Origin of the sequence: Streptococcus oralis subsp. dentisani, assembly GCF_002860905.1 — a bacterium.
Classification (GTDB): domain Bacteria; phylum Bacillota; class Bacilli; order Lactobacillales; family Streptococcaceae; genus Streptococcus; species Streptococcus oralis_BA.
The window spans coordinates 411,866-427,986 of the sequence record NZ_PKIG01000002.1; the positions used below are offsets into that span (position 1 = coordinate 411,866).

The following is a 16,121-nucleotide window of genomic DNA, read 5'->3' on the forward strand; positions in this document are numbered from 1 at the left end:
CTTAGTTCTCCTTTAACACGTATTCTTCGATAGCCCAGGCGACAGCCTCTTCATCATTGGTCATTGGTGTCACTACATTTGCGACTGCCTTGACTTCAGGAACAGCATTTTGCATGGCAACACCGAGCCCTGCCCATTCAATCATAGAAAGGTCATTGGCCTCGTCACCACATGCCATGACTTGACTTTGGTCAATTCCAAGATGGCTGATTAGTTTTGCCAAACCTGTTGCTTTATGGACATTTTTAGGAGACCACTCTAGCAACATTTCACGTGATTTAAAGATTTCATATTGGTCAAACAATTCTGGAGAAATCTTCTGAATGGCTGCATCCAAGGGTTCTTGAGCAAAGGCAGTCACGCATTTGTTGTAGGTCATTTGACTAGACAAGTCTGCAAAGTCCACTGGAACAAAGGTCAATGCTGGATTAAATTTGGCATAAAGACTTTCTTGGTCCGATTGGATTTGATAAACAGTTCCTTCTGAAATGGCATCAAGAGGCAGTGATAATTTCTCTGTTTCTTCATACAAGCGTGCTACATCATCATATGAAAAGACTGTCTTATCAAGGATTTCACCTGTATTTTTCTGAACCAAACCACCATTAAAAGTAATCGTATACTCATCTTTGTGGCCGTCAGTCCCTAGCTCATGGAGAAAGAAATCCATGGCTTTTAAGGGACGACCAGTCGTCAGTACAACCTTGATACCACGATCACGCGCAGCTTTCAAGGTTGCCTTGGTGCGATCCGTCAGCCTTTTATCAGTAGTCAGCAAGGTCCCGTCCAAGTCCAATGCAATCAATTTTATATCTGCCATTATAAGCCCTCCATATAAGCTATAACCGACTGGTCCTTATGGTGACCAATCACTGTCTCTGCTAATTCTAAAATTTCAGGTCGTGCATTTTCAGGAGCTACAGGATGTCCCACAACCTGCATCATGTGCAAATCATTTAGATTGTCTCCAAAAGCCATAACCTGACCCATTTTGATGCCAAGTTTTTTAGCTAATTCAACAATAGCCACTCCCTTATCGACATAGTCCAGAACAATATCAATGGATTCAAAGCCAGTTGTCATGGCCTTAACACCAGGAACATGTTCATTGACCCAAGCTTCCCCAGCTTCAAGAGTTTCTTCTGTGAAGTTGGTTGTAAATTTGAAAATGTCATCTGTGATATCTTCCAAACTCGCTACTTTTTGGATATTTTCATTATAATGCTGGCTCTCTTTCAAATAGGTCTCATCAACCGTATCTAGCACATAAGATCCCTTCTTGCCCGTCAAGAGCAATTTATTGATATCTACATAAGGTGACGTTTTCAGCTTTTCAAAAGTTGCCAGATAAAAGTCACGAGACATAGTCGCTTCATACAAGTCTTGACCTTGATATTCGACCAAACTGCCATTTTCCGCGATGAAAATAATGTCATCACGAACATCAGCAAATAATTTTTCTAGAGATAAAAATCCGCGCCCCGAAGCCACCGCAAAGTAAATCCCTTTTTCCTTGTAGGAAGCCAAGAGAGACTTGAGGCGATCCATATCAAAGCGTCCGTTTCCATCTAGAAAAGTTCCGTCCATATCCGTTGCTACTAGTTTAATTGTCATCCTTCAATACTTTCTAAATCTTTTAACTTAACTGAAACAATTTTTGAGACACCTGACTCTTGCATGGTCACTCCATAGATGGAATCAGCCGCTGCCATGGTTCCTTTACGGTGGGTTACAACGATGAACTGGCTGTCCTTGTCAAATCGATTGAGGTAATCCCCAAAACGCTTAACATTAGCTTCATCCAGTGCAGCCTCTACCTCATCCAAGATAACAAACGGGATAGTCTTAACTCGAATGATAGAGAAGAGCAAAGCAAGAGCTGATAAGGCTTTTTCACCACCACTCATGAGGTTAAGCGACTGAATTTTCTTACCTGGTGGTTGGACTGAAATCTCAACCCCAGCTGTCAGCAAGTCTCCCTCAGTCAAAATCAGGTCTGCTTGACCTCCACCAAACATCTGCTTGAAGGTCACTTTAAAGGATTCACGAATAGCTTCAAAGGTTGATTTAAAGCGTTCCTTGACCTCATCATTCATCTCTGTAATGGTTTCAAGCAGCAAGTTTTTAGCTGATAAAATGTCATCACGTTGGCTATTTAGGAAATCCAGACGGTTGTAGACTTCTTCATACTGTTCAATAGCTTCCAAATTGACAGGACCCAGTGAGCGAATAGCCTTCTCTAAATCTTTAACCTCTTGCTCCGCCAGATTGAGATTTTCCAACTCATGAGACTTTTCTAAAGCTTCTGTATAGCTAATCTGATACTGGTCTGTTAATTGACTTTGTAGATGGCGCAAGCGCTCGCTGACCTTTTCTTTCTTGGCTTCAGCACGAGTTTGCTTGCGAATCCACTCTTCATTCTGCTGGCGAGCCTGGTCCAAATGACTAGCAATATCATCCAGTTGACCTTCAATATCATCCAACTCAAACTGCTTACGAATTAAACCTTGTTGGAGGTTTGTTTTCTGAGTTTTGGCTTCTTCGGCCTGTTGACTGAGCAAATCCGTATCAACTTTCTCAAGATTGTCAACCTTTTCTTGAAGAAGGCGCTGGATTTCCTCTTGTTCGATATTCAGATTATCCAATTCCTTGCCTAAACGTTCAATGTCAGCCACTTCATAACGTTTTTGCCCTTGCAGTTCTGTCTTAAGCAAGCGAGCTTGCGCTAGCTCTTCCTGCAAGTTTTGATAACGTTCTTGGATGGCATTTTTGTTAGACTTAATCTCTTCAATCTCAGCTTCCAGATTTTGCTTGTCACTGGCGATTGTAGCAAGACGCTCTTGGCATTTTTCCTTATCTGCTTGCCACTCTCCATCAGAAAGACGATTTAATTCTTCTTCTTGGAGTTTCCAAAGAGTTTCTAGCTCTTCAACTTGCTGACTGGTCTGCTGATAAGCGAGGGACAAGCCTTGCTCCTGAATACGAGCCTGCTCTCCTTGAGATTTGATGGTTTCTAATGATTCGGTCAATCTAGCCATCTCATCTTGCAAGGTCTTCAAACTCGTCTCTTCTGAACGCAAGCTTGCTTCTTCTTCAGCAATTTCTTTTTGTAATTGCTCCAGCTCTGGCTTGATGAAAATACTGTTATTTTGGCGATTGGCACCACCTGCATAGGAACCACCTGTGCGCAACTCTGTGCCGTCCAAAGTCACCATACGAACCTGATAGCGAACTTGACGAGCTGCTGCACGCGCGTGTTCTACGGTGTCAAAGATAGCCGTCGTAGCTAGCAAATTCTTGAAAATGGATTCCAGTCTAGTATCGAATGTCACCAACTCATCTGCCATGCCCAAAAATCCTGGACTTGCCGCGATAGCATCTTGGTTCTGGCTAGAAATCGTACGCGCTTTGATCGTGGTCAACGGAAGGAAGGTCGCACGACCGGCTCTGTTCCGTTTGAGGAAATCAATAGTCTTAGTCGCCGCGTTCTCATCTTCTACGATGATATGCTGACTGCTTGCCCCTAAGGCAATCTCTAGAGCAGTTTGATAATGAACATCAAAGGTCAGGTGCTCACTGACTGCACCAATAATCCCACCAAGGCGGTCTTTTTCTTGGAGAACACTCTTAACACCTGCATAAAAGTTACTATGATTTCTCAGGATATTTTCCAAACTTTGGGCTCTAGCCTGCTTGTTTTTGAGATTATCCAGACGGTCAAAGAGTTGACTTTGTTGAGCTTGATAGGAAGCTTTCTGCTCCTCTTGCTCCTTGGCAATAGCTTGGTAGTCGGCCAATAATTTCTGAACTTTCTCCTTGGCAGTTTCAAGCTCCGCCTTTTGCTGACTAGCCTTCTCTTTAGCTGTAGCCAGCTGTTCTTTCAGCTTTTCTAGTTGATCTGCTTGTTTTTGAGAAAGCTGACGGCTATTTTCCAACTCATTCTGGATACGGGTCAACTGGTTTGAGACATCGGCTTCTTCTTGTAAAAGAGCTACAAAGCGTTCACGCAAGAGCTCAATCATCTGATCAGGATCATCTGAAAAAGCCAGTAATTCAGCTTCTAAACGATTGAGTTTTTGATTATTTTGGACTAGATTTTCCTCTAAAAGTGCCAAAGAGCTTTCCTTATCAGATTTTTCTTTGCTGAGTGATTTTCTCTTATCTTCCAAAGCAGCCAAACGAGCTTGTGCTTCCTGTTGATTGTGAGCTACTTGCTCAGATTCTAATTTCGATAGGGCTAATTTTCTCTCTAAATCACTAATCAGACTAGTCAAGTCCATCAAACTGCCCTGGTCTTTAGCCATTTCAGCCTGTAAATCTTGGCGTTGCTTTTTAAGAGTTTGATTTTCTTCTTCTAATTTTTCACGATTTTGATAGTAGCTCGTCAAAAGTTCCTGAACCTGAGCCAACTCTTCTTCTGTCGAATCTAGTTCAGCCTTATTTTCCTTGATTTGAGCAACCAGCACGTCTAAATAAATAGCCTTGCGTTGACCTTCCAAATCCAGAAACTTACGAGCATTTTCAGCTTGCTTCTCAAGAGGCTTGATTTGATTATCCAACTCGTAGATAATGTCCTCTAAGCGGTCTAAATTATCCTGAGTTTGCTGCAGTTTGCTCTCTGTCTCTTTTCTACGAGTCTTGTATTTCAAAACTCCTGCAGCTTCTTCAAAAATGGCACGGCGTTCCTCAGGCTTAGAATTAAAAATCTCCTCAACCTTCCCTTGAGAAATAATTGAGAAGGAATCGCGTCCCAAACCTGTATCCAAGAAAAGGTCATGAATATCACGCAGACGGACTTTCTTACCATCAATCTTGTATTCGCTATCTCCGCTACGATAGATATGGCGTTCTACCCTGATTTCTTGACCTGCATCCTTGATAAATCCATCATTATTATCCAGAGTCACAACTACAGAAGCATAATTGAGCGGTTTGCGACTTTCTGTTCCAGCAAAGATGACATCTGGCATCTTGCCTCCACGGAGACTTTTAACACTTGACTCCCCCAAGGCCCAACGCAGACTTTCTGTAATATTCGACTTTCCAGATCCATTGGGTCCAACGACTGCCGTCACACCTTGATCAAAGACGACCTTAGTCTTGTCAGCAAAAGACTTGAATCCCTGAATTTCGATTTCCTTTAAATACATGAATCCAGCCCTTTCTCAACGGCATTTTTGGCAGCTTCCTGCTCTGCTAATTTCTTAGAACGACCTTGACCTTGACCAATGCTCTTACCTTCGACAAGAACTTCTACATCAAAGACCTTATCGTGGGCAGGACCCGTTTCAGAAATCACCTGATAACGGATAGCCACATCTCCATTGACCTGAAGTAACTCTTGTAGATGGGTTTTGTAGTCTGTAATCATTTCAAATTCGCCTGCTTCAACCTTAGGAATCATGACTTTGTAGATAAATTCCTTGACCTTGGCCACATCCTTGTCCAAAAGGAGGGCACCAAGAAAGGCTTCAAAGGCATCACCAAGAATGGTATCACGATTGCGCCCACCAGACTTTTCTTCCCCCTTACCCAGCTTGATAAACTGATCAAACTGGCAATCACGCGCAAAACCAGCCAAACTCTCCTCGCGAACAATCATGGCACGGAGTTTGGACAAATCACCCTCAGGCTTTTTAGGATATTTTTTATACAGATATTCTGAAATCAATAACTGTAGAACAGCGTCTCCTAAAAATTCCAAGCGTTCATTGTGTGAAATTTTTAAGAGGCGGTGCTCATTGGCATAACTCGTATGAGTAAAGGCAGTCTCCAGTAAATTTTTGTCTGCAAATTCGATTGCAAAATGGTTCTTTAGTACAGTTTGTAATTCTTTCATACCAACCTCTTTCTAACTGATAACAGTCCTTTTTATTATATCAAAAAAAGCCCCCTGAGTCACTTTAAAACGGGACTGGAGAGCATTTAGGAATTCTTTAAAAAGAGATTTTCAGTTTTAAGGGCCAATTTAGGGCTGTGTAAACAAAAAGCCCTATTAAAGGCTTTTTTAGGATGTTTACATCCACCCTGAGGGAATCGAACCCCCATCTCAAGAACCGGAATCTTACGTGATATCCATTACACTAAGGGTGGAAACTTGTTTTATTATAACAGAAATTTGCTCTAATAACAAGTTTTTTTCTAGACGGATAGCCCGTCTTAGTGGGAAGCATCCCCATTCCAGATAGAGTTTTTCACGATCACATAATCAACGTGTTTAAGGTCAGCAACCTGACGTCCACCTGCATAAGAAATAGCACTTTGAAGGTCTTGTTCCATCTCAGTTAAAGTATCTTGTAAATGACCTTTGGCAGGAAGCAAGATACGTTTGCCCTCCACATTTTTGTAAGCACCTTTTTGATATTGTGAGGCTGAACCGTAGTATTCTTTGAACTGTTCGCCATCGACTTCAATCGTTTTCCCTGGACTTTCTATGTGTCCTGCAAAGAGGGAACCAATCATGACCATGCTAGCACCGAAGCGGATAGACTTGGCAATATCACCGTGAGTACGAATTCCTCCATCAGCAATAATCGGTTTACGTGCAGCCTTGGCACACCAGCGAAGGGCTGCCAACTGCCAACCACCTGTACCAAAACCTGTCTTGACCTTGGTGATACAAACCTTACCAGGACCGATTCCAACCTTAGTAGCATCCGCACCAGCATTTTCCAATTCACGAACGGCTTCTGGTGTTCCCACATTTCCAGCAATGACAAAAGTATCTGGCAATTCTTTCTTGATGTGTTGAATCATAGAAATCACACTATCTGCATGACCATGAGCGATATCAATCGTGATGTACTCAGGAGCATCAGCCTTGAGCTGGCTAACAAAATCATACTCATAATCCTTAACACCGACAGAGATAGAAGCAATGAGCCCTTGATCGTGCATGCGTTTAATAAAAGGAATACGTCCTGCCTCATCAAAACGATGCATAATGTAGAAGTAACCACCTTTAGCCAGTTGCTCTGCTACATTTTCATCCAAAATCGTCTGCATGTTAGCTGGCACAACAGGTAGTTTAAAAGTGTGATTTCCTAGAGTGACACTTGTATCCGCTTCTGCACGGCTTTTAATCACACATTTATTTGGAATCAATTGAATATCTTCGTAATCAAAAATTGGAAATTCATTTAACATATCGATGTCTCGTTTCTTTTGTAATGACCTACCTATGCTCTCGCATCACTACGCCTTTTCCGACGTTTCCTTAATTAATTATAAATCAAAGTACAGTTTTTGTCAAATAATTTTATAATTTAAAATATATCGTTCGGATTTTATTGTATAAATAACAATAAAAAGAGGAGAGATTAATTGGCTCTATAATATTTGTAGTGGGTAAATCCCCTATGGATATTATGGAGCCTATTTTGTTGTAGAAAAAAAGTCCCATAAGATCTATAATGAAAAGTGACCAAACAACTCATTAGAAAGATTCATATGGAACAATTACATTTTATCACAAAACTACTCGATATCAAAGACCCTAATATCCAATTTATGGATATCATCAATAGGGATACACATAAAGAAATCATCGCTAAACTGGATTATGAGGCCCCATCTTGTCCTGATTGTGGAAGTCTAATGAAGAAATATGACTTTCAAAAACCGTCTAAGATTCCTTACCTCAAAACGACTGGTATGCCTACTAGAATTCTTCTGAAAAAGCGTCGTTTCAAGTGCTATCATTGCTCGAGAGTGATGGTCGCCGAAACCTCTCTCGTCAAGAAGAATCATCAAATCCCTCGTATTATCAACCAAAAAATTGCGCAAAAATTGATTGAAAAGTCTTCTATGACCGATATCGCTCATCAGCTGGCCATTTCAACTTCAACTGTTATTCGCAAGCTCAATGACTTCCGTTTTAAGCATGATTTTTCTCGTCTGCCTAAGATTATGTCCTGGGACGAATATGCCTTTACAAAGGGAAAAATGAACTTCATTGCACAAGATTTTGATAACCTCAATATCATCACTGTTCTTGAAGGTAGAACACAGGCTGTCATCCGAAATCACTTTCTTCGATACGATAGAGCTGTCCGATGTCGCGTCAAAATCATTACTATGGATATGTTTAGCCCTTACTATGACTTGGCTAAACAGCTTTTTCCGTGTGCTAAAATCGTTCTTGATCGCTTTCACATTGTTCAACACTTAAGTCGTGCTATGAGTCGTGTGCGTGTCCAAATCATGAATCAGTTTGAGAGAAAATCCCATGAATACAAGGCTATCAAGCGCTACTGGAAGCTCATCCAGCAGGATAGTCGTAAACTCAGCGATAAACGTTTTTATCGCCCTACTTTTCGTACGCACTTGACCAATAAAGAGATTCTTGACATGCTTTTGAGCCATTCAGAGGACTTGAAACATCACTACCATCTCTATCAACTCTTGCTTTTTCACTTTCAGAATAAGGAACTGGATAAATTTTTCGGACTCATTGAGGACAATCTAAAGCAGGTTCATCCTCTTTTTCAGACTGTCTTTAAAACCTTCCTCAAGGATAAAGAGAAAATTGCCAACGCCCTCCAACTACCCTATTCCAACGCCAAACTGGAAGCCACCAATAATCTCATCAAACTTATCAAGCGCAATGCCTTTGGATTTCGGAACTTTGAAAACTTCAAAAAACGGATTTTCATCGCTCTAAATATCAAAAAAGAAAGGACGAAATTTGTCCTTTCTCGATCTTAGCTTTTCATCAACCCACTACAGTTGACAAAGAGCCGATTATTTTCTCCCCACTTCCTCTACATTCTAATAATACTCTCCCTGACGGTAGTCCCATGAGTTAAAGGTGTCTGACAGGTGCATCATAATCTTATCAATGTCAAGCCCTTTGCGAATCACAACTGGAGCTGGTGAAGTTGAACGTGCTCCTCCTTGTTCCGGGATGAGTTTGCCGTCTTTATCGACCATAGAGACCATCACACCTTGCTCGTAGCGTGTTTCAATCGTTTTGTCAGGCTGGATTGATGCCACATAGTCGTCTGCCTCGATAACAAGGTCAACTGCTCCTTCGATGCGTTCTCCGATACCTTCTACCTTACCACGGTTTCCTTTTCCAGATGGATTTGCAGATGAGGCGTAAACCATCTTTCCTTCTTCCCAAAGTTTTGCAGCCAATTGTTCACCAGCTTTCCCAAATTTGATAACGAAACAGCTAGTACCACGCACGTCCGTCATAAGTTCTTCACGGCCATCCCCATACGCTTTGAGTTTTTCAAAGGCTTCTGGTTTCCATGGAAGGATACAACCAAGAAGAATGTCTTCGTCCCAATGTTTTTGGTAAAAGGCTTCAATTTCTGGGTTGAGTTGTGCTAAAGCGCGAAGCTCATCCATGCTACCGCAGAGAACAACACCTGGTTTGTTACGGTTACGCTCTTTAGCTGCGAACTTACGCTCAAGTCCTGCCTTATCGCTAGTCATGATGATATAACCAACTTTAGTAGGGCAAACGATACATCCGCCCTCACCTTTTAAAATCTCATAGCCTTCTTGTGAAAGTGTTCCGTTCCATTGAATGTGTTTTGTCATAGTTCTATTTCCTTTTCTATTTTTCTTCTAATCCTGCCAGTAGTCTGGTCGTTGTTTTTCATAAGCAGCAATCAAGTCTTCATACTGCAAAGTAATACCGATATCATCCAAACCATTTAAGAGCTTGTGTTTCCATTCGCTATCGATTTCAAAAGTGAATTCTCCAACTGGTGAGATGATTTTTTGTTGTTCCAAGTCCACAGTTACCTGGTCACTTGGTTTGAGCTGGGCTAGCTTTTCTCTAACCTCTCTAGGCTGTACAATAGGCAACATGCCATTATTGAGTTCATTATTGTAATGAATGTCACCGAAAGATCCTGCAATCACAACCTTAAAACCGTAGTCCGCTAGAGCCCAAGCCGCGTGTTCTCTGGACGATCCTGCGCCAAAGTTATCCCCTGATATGAGAATACTGGCTTTCCGATATTCAGGTCGATTAAAGACAAAGTCTGGGTCCTCAGTATACTTGTCATCAAGATAACGCCAAGCATACATGAGGTACTTACCAAAGCCTTTTTTATCAATTAACTTTAGAAACTGCTTGGGAAGGATTTGGTCAGTATCAATGTTATCATTCATAAGAGGAACGGTCGTTCCCGTATAAACTGTAAATTTCTCCATATCCTCTCCTTACTGGGCTTCTGGCATTTGTCGAACATCTACAAAGCGCCCTGCAATAGCTGCCGCAGCTGCCATGGCTGGACTGCAGAGGTGGGTCTTAGCACCAAATCCTTGTCTATCTTCAAAGTTTCGATTGCTAGTTGAGGCACAGTGAACACCATCAGGTACCTTGTCAGGATTCATCCCTAGGCACATAGAGCAACCTGGGTCTCTCCACTCAAAGCCAGCATCTAGAAAGACCTTGTCCAAGCCCAACTTCTCAGCAGCTCGTTTCACAGGACGAGAGCCTGGAACTACTATAGCCGTTAGATTGGGGGCTATTTTCTTTCCTTTGACAAATCGCGCAGCCAGTTGCAAATCGCTGAGACGAGCATTAGTACAAGACCCGATAAAGATATAGCCTAGTTCAATATCTGCTGGCTTTTGACCAGGCTCCAAGTCCATGTATTTGTAGGCTCGCTCATCATTCATATCCTTAATTTCTGGGAAGCTACTGTCAAAGTCAACTCCCATAGCAGGATTGGTTCCCCAGGTTACCATAGGAGCTAAGTCTGAGACATCCATCCGAATAACCTTATCGTAAACGGCATCCTCATCACTGACAATTGTTTTCCAATCCGCCACAGCCTCTTCGAAATTCTCTGGAACACATTCCCGTCCCCTGAGATAATCATAGGTAGTTTGATCTGGATTCATGATTCCCATCTTGGATCCAAACTCGATGGACATATTGCAGATGGTCATTCGCTCTTCCATGCTCAGTGCATCAATTGCCTGTCCACGATATTCCACCACATAGCCAACACCACAAGCAACGCCGTACTTGGCAATCAAGGCTAAAATGTAATCCTTGGAATAAACTCCTTTTTGAGGAACACCAGTGAATTCAACCAACATTTTCTTAGGTTTAACCTGCCAGAGGGTCTGGGTAGCGAAGACATGCTCAACCTCACTAGTCCCAATCCCAAAGGCGATGGCTCCAAAAGCTCCGTGAGTAGCCGTATGGCTGTCTCCACAGACGATGAATTTTCCTGGTTGAGTTCGTCCAGTTTCTGGTCCAACCATGTGAACAATTCCTTGTTTTTCAGAACCATGGGCCGCATATTCAATTCCAAACTCCTCAACATTTTCAGCTAGCTTATCAATTTGCGCCTTGGAAATGACATCTCGAATATCGTAGATATTGACTGTTGGGACATTGTGGTCAAAGGTTCCAAATGTCAAATCTGGTCGTCTCAATCTACGACCTGCATCTCGTAGTCCTTGAAAAGCTTGAGGGCTGGTCACTTCATGAATATAGTGCTGGTCCACATACATGAGTTGGGGTTGCCCCTCTTCTCCTGTGATGACATGACGGTCCCATAATTTATCAAAAATCGATTTTCCTGCCATCCATTACCTCCAAATAAAATATAAGGCTACTAGTGTGGACACCATCCCGAGAAACCAAACCGTTTTAAAGTACCATTTTCGAGTCTTATGATGAAAGATGATTCCTGCTAACCAGGCCCCAAAACCACCACAAGTAAAGGCTAAAATGAGTAAGATTTTCTCTGGGATGCGCCAAGCTCTTCTCCTTGCCTTGGATTTGTCAATGCCATAAATGATGAAAATCATGACATTCCAAATCAAGAGGGCAAGAGTAATTTTTTCATCTAACTTCATAACCTTGCAATAATAGCTTCCGTCATTTCCTTGGTCGAAGCCTGTCCTCCTATATCTCTCGTTAAAATTCCAGCTGCCAAACTTGCCTCAACAGCATGCTCGATACGCTCTGCTTCCTCATAACGTCCAAAGCTGTCTCTTAGCATCATAGCCACTGATAAAATCATGGAAATAGGATTGGCAATTCCTTGATCAGCAATATCAGGTGCTGAACCGTGAATAGGTTCATAGAGACTTGGTCCATTTTCAGAATGACTTGCTGATGGCATAACTCCAAGCGTGCCAGATAGAACGCTTGATTCATCAGATAGAATATCTCCGAAAAGATTCTCCGTTACGATAACATCAAACTTAGCAGGATTGGTAATCATGAGCATGGCAGCTGAGTCCACTAACTGGTGTTCCAAGGTCACATCTGGGAAATCCTGCACGACTTCCTCAGCTACTTTCCGCCAGAGTTTTGAAGTCGCTAGAACATTTTGCTTATCGATACTAGTAACGATTTTTCTGCGATTTCTTGCAATTTCAAATGCCTTACGAATAATCCGCTCTACTTCTTCATAGCTGTAGTCGTTGATATCACGCGCTTTCCGCTCTTCAAGGATATGATCCCCAAAGTAAATCCCGCCTGTCAACTCCCGCACAACGACAAAATCTACACCAGCAATTCGTTCTGGTTTGAGAGGTGACAAATGCTTAAGACTCTCAAAGATTTTTACAGGGCGAATATTAACATAAATATTGAGTTCCTTACGGAGAGCCAGCAAGCCTTGTTCAGGCCGAACCGCTGCTCCATCATACTGAGGACTACCGATAGCCGCTAGCAAAATGGCATCTGCTTCACGACATACCTTGAGGGTTTCATCAGGTAAAGGATGCCCTGCAGCATCGATACCTGCACCTCCAAAAGGTCGTCTATCAATCTCATAATCAAAACCTGTTTTTTCAGCTAGAGCTTCCAGAACTTCTAAACCAGCCTCCATGATTTCTGGGCCGATTCCGTCCCCTGCTAGAGCTACTATTTTCTTTGTCATAGCCTTCTCCTTTACACACTAGGCATATCGCGGTAAGAAACACTGCGTCCCATCTCACCAGCATTCTCTTTTTGAACAAAGGTATTGGCATTGATGTAGGCAATAGCCGAAGCCTTCAACACATCGAAATCAAGCCCTGCTGCATTAAAGATGGTTTCTGTATCTCTGTTTTCAACAGTGACCAAAACCCGAGCTTGGGCATCGATTCCATCTGTCACAGCGTCAATAGTATAGGACACCAAGCGGACGGATTGGTTAAAGAACTTATCGATAGCGTTAAAGATTGCTTCAACAGATCCTTGTCCTGTCGCATTAAATTCGACTTTCTCACCATCCATATTGGCTAGGCTAACGAGTGCTTCAATGTCATTTTCCGCATGGGTTTGTAGTTGTAAATCATCAAAGTGGAAGCCTTCTGGATTCTCAACCATGGTTCCAGCTACCAAAGCTCGAATATCTGCATCTGTGATTTCTTGCTTCTTGTCCGCTAACGCCTTGAACTTAGCAAAGAGTGGCTTGATATCCTCTTCTGTAAAATCTAGCGCCAATTCTCTTAGTTTCTCGACAAAGGCATGGCGACCTGACAATTTTCCAAGTGGAAGGCTATTACTCTTGACACCGACCAATTCAGGAGTGATGATTTCATAAGTGAGAGGATTTTTAAGGACTCCATCTTGGTGAATACCAGATTCGTGAGAAAAGGCATTGCCACCAACGACGGCCTTGTTTTTAGGAACTGGAATACCTGAGAAGCGAGAAACCATTTCAGAAGTATTGATGGTTTCATTTAAAACAATACTAGTTTCTGCTTGATAGTAATCTTGGCGAATATTGAGAGCCACTGCTATTTCTTCCAAGGCAGCATTTCCAGCTCGCTCCCCAATACCGTTGATAGTCCCTTCAACACGTCCTGCACCATTCTTGACAGCAGCAAGGCTATTAGCCACTGCCATTCCAAGGTCATCATGACAGTGAGGTGAATAGATGATCTGACGATCCGTCTTGACATTCTCAATCAGGTATTTGAAGATGGCTCCGTACTCTTCTGGAGTGGTGAATCCAACCGTATCAGGAATATTGATATAAGACGCCCCTGCATCAACCGCTGTTTGAACAACTTGCAGAAGGAAATCCAACTCTGTTCTGGTCGCATCCTCTGGAGAGAACTCGACAACCTCAAACTTAGAACGGGCATAGGAAACATGCTCCTTGATAGCTTCCAAAATCTCTTCTTTACTCTTATTAAGCTTATACTTACGATGAATCGGACTGGTAGCGATAAAGACATGAACCTGTGGATACTTGGCATCCTTGAGGGCCTCATAACAAGCATCAATATCAGACTTGACCGAGCGTGCCAAACCAGTCACCGCTGTTTTCTTCAAGACCTTAGCAATCTCCTGAACTGCTGTGAATGAATCAGGGCTAGCCGCTGGAAAACCAGCTTCAATTGCTGAAATGCCCCATTTCTCCAGCTGTCTTGCAATGGCAATTTTTTCCTTGATTGAAAAATTAACACCTGGTGTCTGTTCTCCATCCCGAAGGCTGGTATCTAGAAATTCAACTGTTCTCATAAGATTTCCCCTTTTCCAAATGTGGTTTTAAAAAAACATCTCGCTCAGAAGTCCAAGCGAGATGTTGATTCACTCCCGCTTGGTAAGCCAAACAGGACTAATGCTTTTTGCACTAGCCCGAGTACCTCAACAACAAAGCGAATTGATTAAACTTAGCTGTTTTCATGTTTGACTTTCTCCTTCGTTTGATATCTTGTTTAGTATTTTAGCATAGGCAAAAGTACTTGTCAAGAAAAAATCCAATATTTTCTGAAAATTTCTTCAGTAGAGAATATTTTGCTAATTGAAAGTCGTTGAAAAATATTGAAATGTTTCATTTTTTAGTGGTTAAGTTCCAACTTTTTTCTATCAATTCTAGCACTTCTTCATCTGATAAAGCATCATCAAGCGCCACACTAATCCAGTAGCGTTTGTTCATATGAAAAGCTGGATAAATACCTTTATTTAAAAGTAAATCAGCTACTTGGTCATGTTTGAGGTTGACTGCTTCCACCTGTCCTTCTCTGCCCTTTTCCAACTTATCCCAAGAGATTTTCATCAAGACGGCATACCACTTTTTATTGCCTTCGTGTCTTAACACTGCTGTATCAGGTGATTTTTCCCACAGATACTCCAGCTGATTACCATACTTTTCTTGAACTTGAGTCATGATTCGTTTAGTCTGAGGACAGATAAAATCTTGCACATCAAAACAAGCCTTCCGAATCTGGTAAAGAATCTCCAGACAAGCCTCACGGACACTTGCAACAAAACTTCCTGTCATACTTTCCATATGAACTTGAGGATAGAGGTCGCCCGTTTCCTGGTCAAAGACTTGAAAACTCACATTATCAGTAGTGATGGAGACTGTCATGATAAAGTCACCCTGCAAAATCTGGCAACTATAGATCCAGACTCCACTACTTTCTACAAAACCATAAGCACGAGCCTTTTCTTGATTAAACTGATAGGATTTAAAAATTTCAAACATAAGTGAAAACTGCTACCCAAAGCTAGCAGTTCCTTTCTATTTTTTTAAAAGACAACCTTGGTTCCGTGCAATTGTGTCACACCTAGCTGATCGATAAAGATTTGACGGTTGTCCAAGTCAATCCCCCCACCTGGTAGAATTTCAATTTTATCTTTAGCGTGCTCCAAAATTCTGTGATAGTGAGCAAAGCGTTTCTCTAGCGAGTCTCCAGACACACTAGCACGAGTTAGGATACGAGTGACACCGGCTTGGCTGAGCCAGTCAATAGCTTCTAACTGGTCTTCTTCGCTCAATTCATCAAAGGCCATATGAAAGACAATTTCCATTCCTTTTGATGCAGCAATTAACTTCTCTAGATTAGCCTTATCCAACTTATTATCAGCAGTTAAAGCCCCAAATACAACTCCTTGACTGCCAGATTGAGCAGTCAAACGAATGTCTTCTAGCATAATAGCAATTTCTAGGTCATTATAGACAAAGTCGCCACCACGTGGACGAATCATGGTCATAATGGTCGTATCGTAGTTAGCTGCCAATTCAACCGCTGCCTTAGTCACTCCATAGCTGGGTGTTGTCCCACCAACTGCAAGGTTATCACAGAGTTCGATTCGACGAGCTCCATCCTCCATCGCTTTTTCAAGTAAGGTCACATTTTCAGCACAAAATTCGTAAATCATTTGATTCTCCTTGAGTATTACTTTGAATTTA

At 42.0% G+C, this 16,121-nt stretch carries 14 protein-coding genes and 1 tRNA gene; 1 reads left to right on the forward strand and 14 read right to left on the reverse strand.

Annotation, left to right across the window (positions count from 1 at the left end):
* Nucleotide 1 precedes the first annotated feature (1 nt).
* From CYK16_RS05005 to CYK16_RS05030, 6 genes are all read right to left on the reverse strand, one after another.
* The gene (locus CYK16_RS05005) at nucleotides 2-820 is read right to left on the reverse strand and encodes a Cof-type HAD-IIB family hydrolase (RefSeq protein ID WP_023944182.1); all 819 of its coding nucleotides are present in this window, start codon (nucleotides 818-820) and stop codon (nucleotides 2-4) included.
* Nucleotides 820-1,614: a Cof-type HAD-IIB family hydrolase gene (locus CYK16_RS05010; protein WP_023944180.1), complete on the reverse strand. Its 795-nt coding sequence runs from the start codon at nucleotides 1,612-1,614 to the stop codon at nucleotides 820-822. The genes CYK16_RS05005 and CYK16_RS05010 overlap by 1 nt, the downstream gene beginning before the upstream one ends.
* The gene (gene smc, locus CYK16_RS05015) at nucleotides 1,611-5,150 is read right to left on the reverse strand and encodes a chromosome segregation protein SMC (RefSeq protein ID WP_060805272.1); all 3,540 of its coding nucleotides are present in this window, start codon (nucleotides 5,148-5,150) and stop codon (nucleotides 1,611-1,613) included. The genes CYK16_RS05010 and smc overlap by 4 nt, the downstream gene beginning before the upstream one ends.
* A complete protein-coding gene (rnc, locus tag CYK16_RS05020) occupies nucleotides 5,141-5,839 on the reverse strand; it encodes a ribonuclease III (protein WP_023944176.1) in 699 nt (232 codons plus the stop codon). The genes smc and rnc overlap by 10 nt, the downstream gene beginning before the upstream one ends.
* 182 nt (nucleotides 5,840-6,021) lie before the next feature.
* Nucleotides 6,022-6,093: transfer RNA gene (locus CYK16_RS05025), tRNA-Arg, on the reverse strand.
* A gap of 66 nt (nucleotides 6,094-6,159) precedes the next feature.
* Entirely contained in the window at nucleotides 6,160-7,146 is a 987-nt protein-coding gene (locus CYK16_RS05030) for a GMP reductase (protein ID WP_000931164.1), read from the reverse strand.
* 303 nt (nucleotides 7,147-7,449) lie between these two features.
* Between CYK16_RS05030 and CYK16_RS05035 the strand changes: the two genes are divergently transcribed.
* Nucleotides 7,450-8,706 carry an ISL3 family transposase gene (locus tag CYK16_RS05035; protein WP_101776732.1) on the forward strand — a complete coding sequence of 419 codons (1,257 nt, stop codon included), beginning with the start codon at nucleotides 7,450-7,452 and terminating at the stop codon, nucleotides 8,704-8,706.
* A gap of 63 nt (nucleotides 8,707-8,769) precedes the next feature.
* On the opposite strand, the gene CYK16_RS05040 is transcribed toward CYK16_RS05035, so the two are convergent.
* From CYK16_RS05040 to CYK16_RS05075, 8 genes are all read right to left on the reverse strand, one after another.
* Entirely contained in the window at nucleotides 8,770-9,549 is a 780-nt protein-coding gene (locus CYK16_RS05040; protein WP_000160517.1) for an L-threonylcarbamoyladenylate synthase, read from the reverse strand.
* Between the two features lie 27 nt (nucleotides 9,550-9,576).
* Nucleotides 9,577-10,170 carry a 3-isopropylmalate dehydratase small subunit gene (gene leuD, locus CYK16_RS05045; RefSeq protein ID WP_060805976.1) on the reverse strand — a complete coding sequence of 198 codons (594 nt, stop codon included), beginning with the start codon at nucleotides 10,168-10,170 and terminating at the stop codon, nucleotides 9,577-9,579.
* Nucleotides 10,171-10,179: 9 nt separating this feature from the next.
* Nucleotides 10,180-11,562 (reverse strand): 3-isopropylmalate dehydratase large subunit, encoded by a 1,383-nt coding sequence (gene leuC / locus CYK16_RS05050; protein WP_060805975.1) that lies wholly within the window; start codon nucleotides 11,560-11,562, stop codon nucleotides 10,180-10,182.
* A gap of 3 nt (nucleotides 11,563-11,565) precedes the next feature.
* Nucleotides 11,566-11,835 carry a DUF1294 domain-containing protein gene (locus tag CYK16_RS05055; RefSeq protein ID WP_000762420.1) on the reverse strand — a complete coding sequence of 90 codons (270 nt, stop codon included), beginning with the start codon at nucleotides 11,833-11,835 and terminating at the stop codon, nucleotides 11,566-11,568.
* Complete coding sequence (gene leuB / locus CYK16_RS05060) at nucleotides 11,832-12,869, reverse strand: 3-isopropylmalate dehydrogenase (RefSeq protein ID WP_060805974.1); 1,038 nt, start codon at nucleotides 12,867-12,869, stop codon at nucleotides 11,832-11,834. Before leuB ends, CYK16_RS05055 begins: the two co-directional genes overlap by 4 nt.
* Before the next feature lie 11 nt (nucleotides 12,870-12,880).
* Nucleotides 12,881-14,443 carry a 2-isopropylmalate synthase gene (locus tag CYK16_RS05065; protein ID WP_060805973.1) on the reverse strand — a complete coding sequence of 521 codons (1,563 nt, stop codon included), beginning with the start codon at nucleotides 14,441-14,443 and terminating at the stop codon, nucleotides 12,881-12,883.
* Nucleotides 14,444-14,756: 313 nt separating this feature from the next.
* On the reverse strand, nucleotides 14,757-15,413 hold the full coding sequence (locus CYK16_RS05070; RefSeq protein ID WP_060805972.1) for an MmcQ/YjbR family DNA-binding protein: 657 nt from the start codon (nucleotides 15,411-15,413) through the stop codon (nucleotides 14,757-14,759).
* A 44-nt stretch (nucleotides 15,414-15,457) separates the two neighbouring features.
* The gene (locus tag CYK16_RS05075; RefSeq protein WP_060805971.1) at nucleotides 15,458-16,090 is read right to left on the reverse strand and encodes a copper homeostasis protein CutC; all 633 of its coding nucleotides are present in this window, start codon (nucleotides 16,088-16,090) and stop codon (nucleotides 15,458-15,460) included.
* Nucleotides 16,091-16,121 lie beyond the last annotated feature (31 nt).

Coding starts and splice junctions, on each gene's coding strand:
- CYK16_RS05040 (WP_000160517.1), bottom strand. CDS start 9,549: ATGACAAAACACATTCAATGGAACGGAACACTTTCACAAGAAGGCTAT.
- CYK16_RS05055 (WP_000762420.1), bottom strand. CDS start 11,835: ATGAAGTTAGATGAAAAAATTACTCTTGCCCTCTTGATTTGGAATGTC.
- leuD (WP_060805976.1), bottom strand. CDS start 10,170: ATGGAGAAATTTACAGTTTATACGGGAACGACCGTTCCTCTTATGAAT.
- CYK16_RS05070 (WP_060805972.1), bottom strand. CDS start 15,413: ATGTTTGAAATTTTTAAATCCTATCAGTTTAATCAAGAAAAGGCTCGT.
- smc (WP_060805272.1), bottom strand. CDS start 5,150: ATGTATTTAAAGGAAATCGAAATTCAGGGATTCAAGTCTTTTGCTGAC.
- rnc (WP_023944176.1), bottom strand. CDS start 5,839: ATGAAAGAATTACAAACTGTACTAAAGAACCATTTTGCAATCGAATTT.
- CYK16_RS05035 (WP_101776732.1), top strand. CDS start 7,450: ATGGAACAATTACATTTTATCACAAAACTACTCGATATCAAAGACCCT.
- CYK16_RS05075 (WP_060805971.1), bottom strand. CDS start 16,090: ATGATTTACGAATTTTGTGCTGAAAATGTGACCTTACTTGAAAAAGCG.
- CYK16_RS05005 (WP_023944182.1), bottom strand. CDS start 820: ATGGCAGATATAAAATTGATTGCATTGGACTTGGACGGGACCTTGCTG.
- CYK16_RS05065 (WP_060805973.1), bottom strand. CDS start 14,443: ATGAGAACAGTTGAATTTCTAGATACCAGCCTTCGGGATGGAGAACAG.
- leuB (WP_060805974.1), bottom strand. CDS start 12,869: ATGACAAAGAAAATAGTAGCTCTAGCAGGGGACGGAATCGGCCCAGAA.
- CYK16_RS05010 (WP_023944180.1), bottom strand. CDS start 1,614: ATGACAATTAAACTAGTAGCAACGGATATGGACGGAACTTTTCTAGAT.
- leuC (WP_060805975.1), bottom strand. CDS start 11,562: ATGGCAGGAAAATCGATTTTTGATAAATTATGGGACCGTCATGTCATC.
- CYK16_RS05030 (WP_000931164.1), bottom strand. CDS start 7,146: ATGTTAAATGAATTTCCAATTTTTGATTACGAAGATATTCAATTGATT.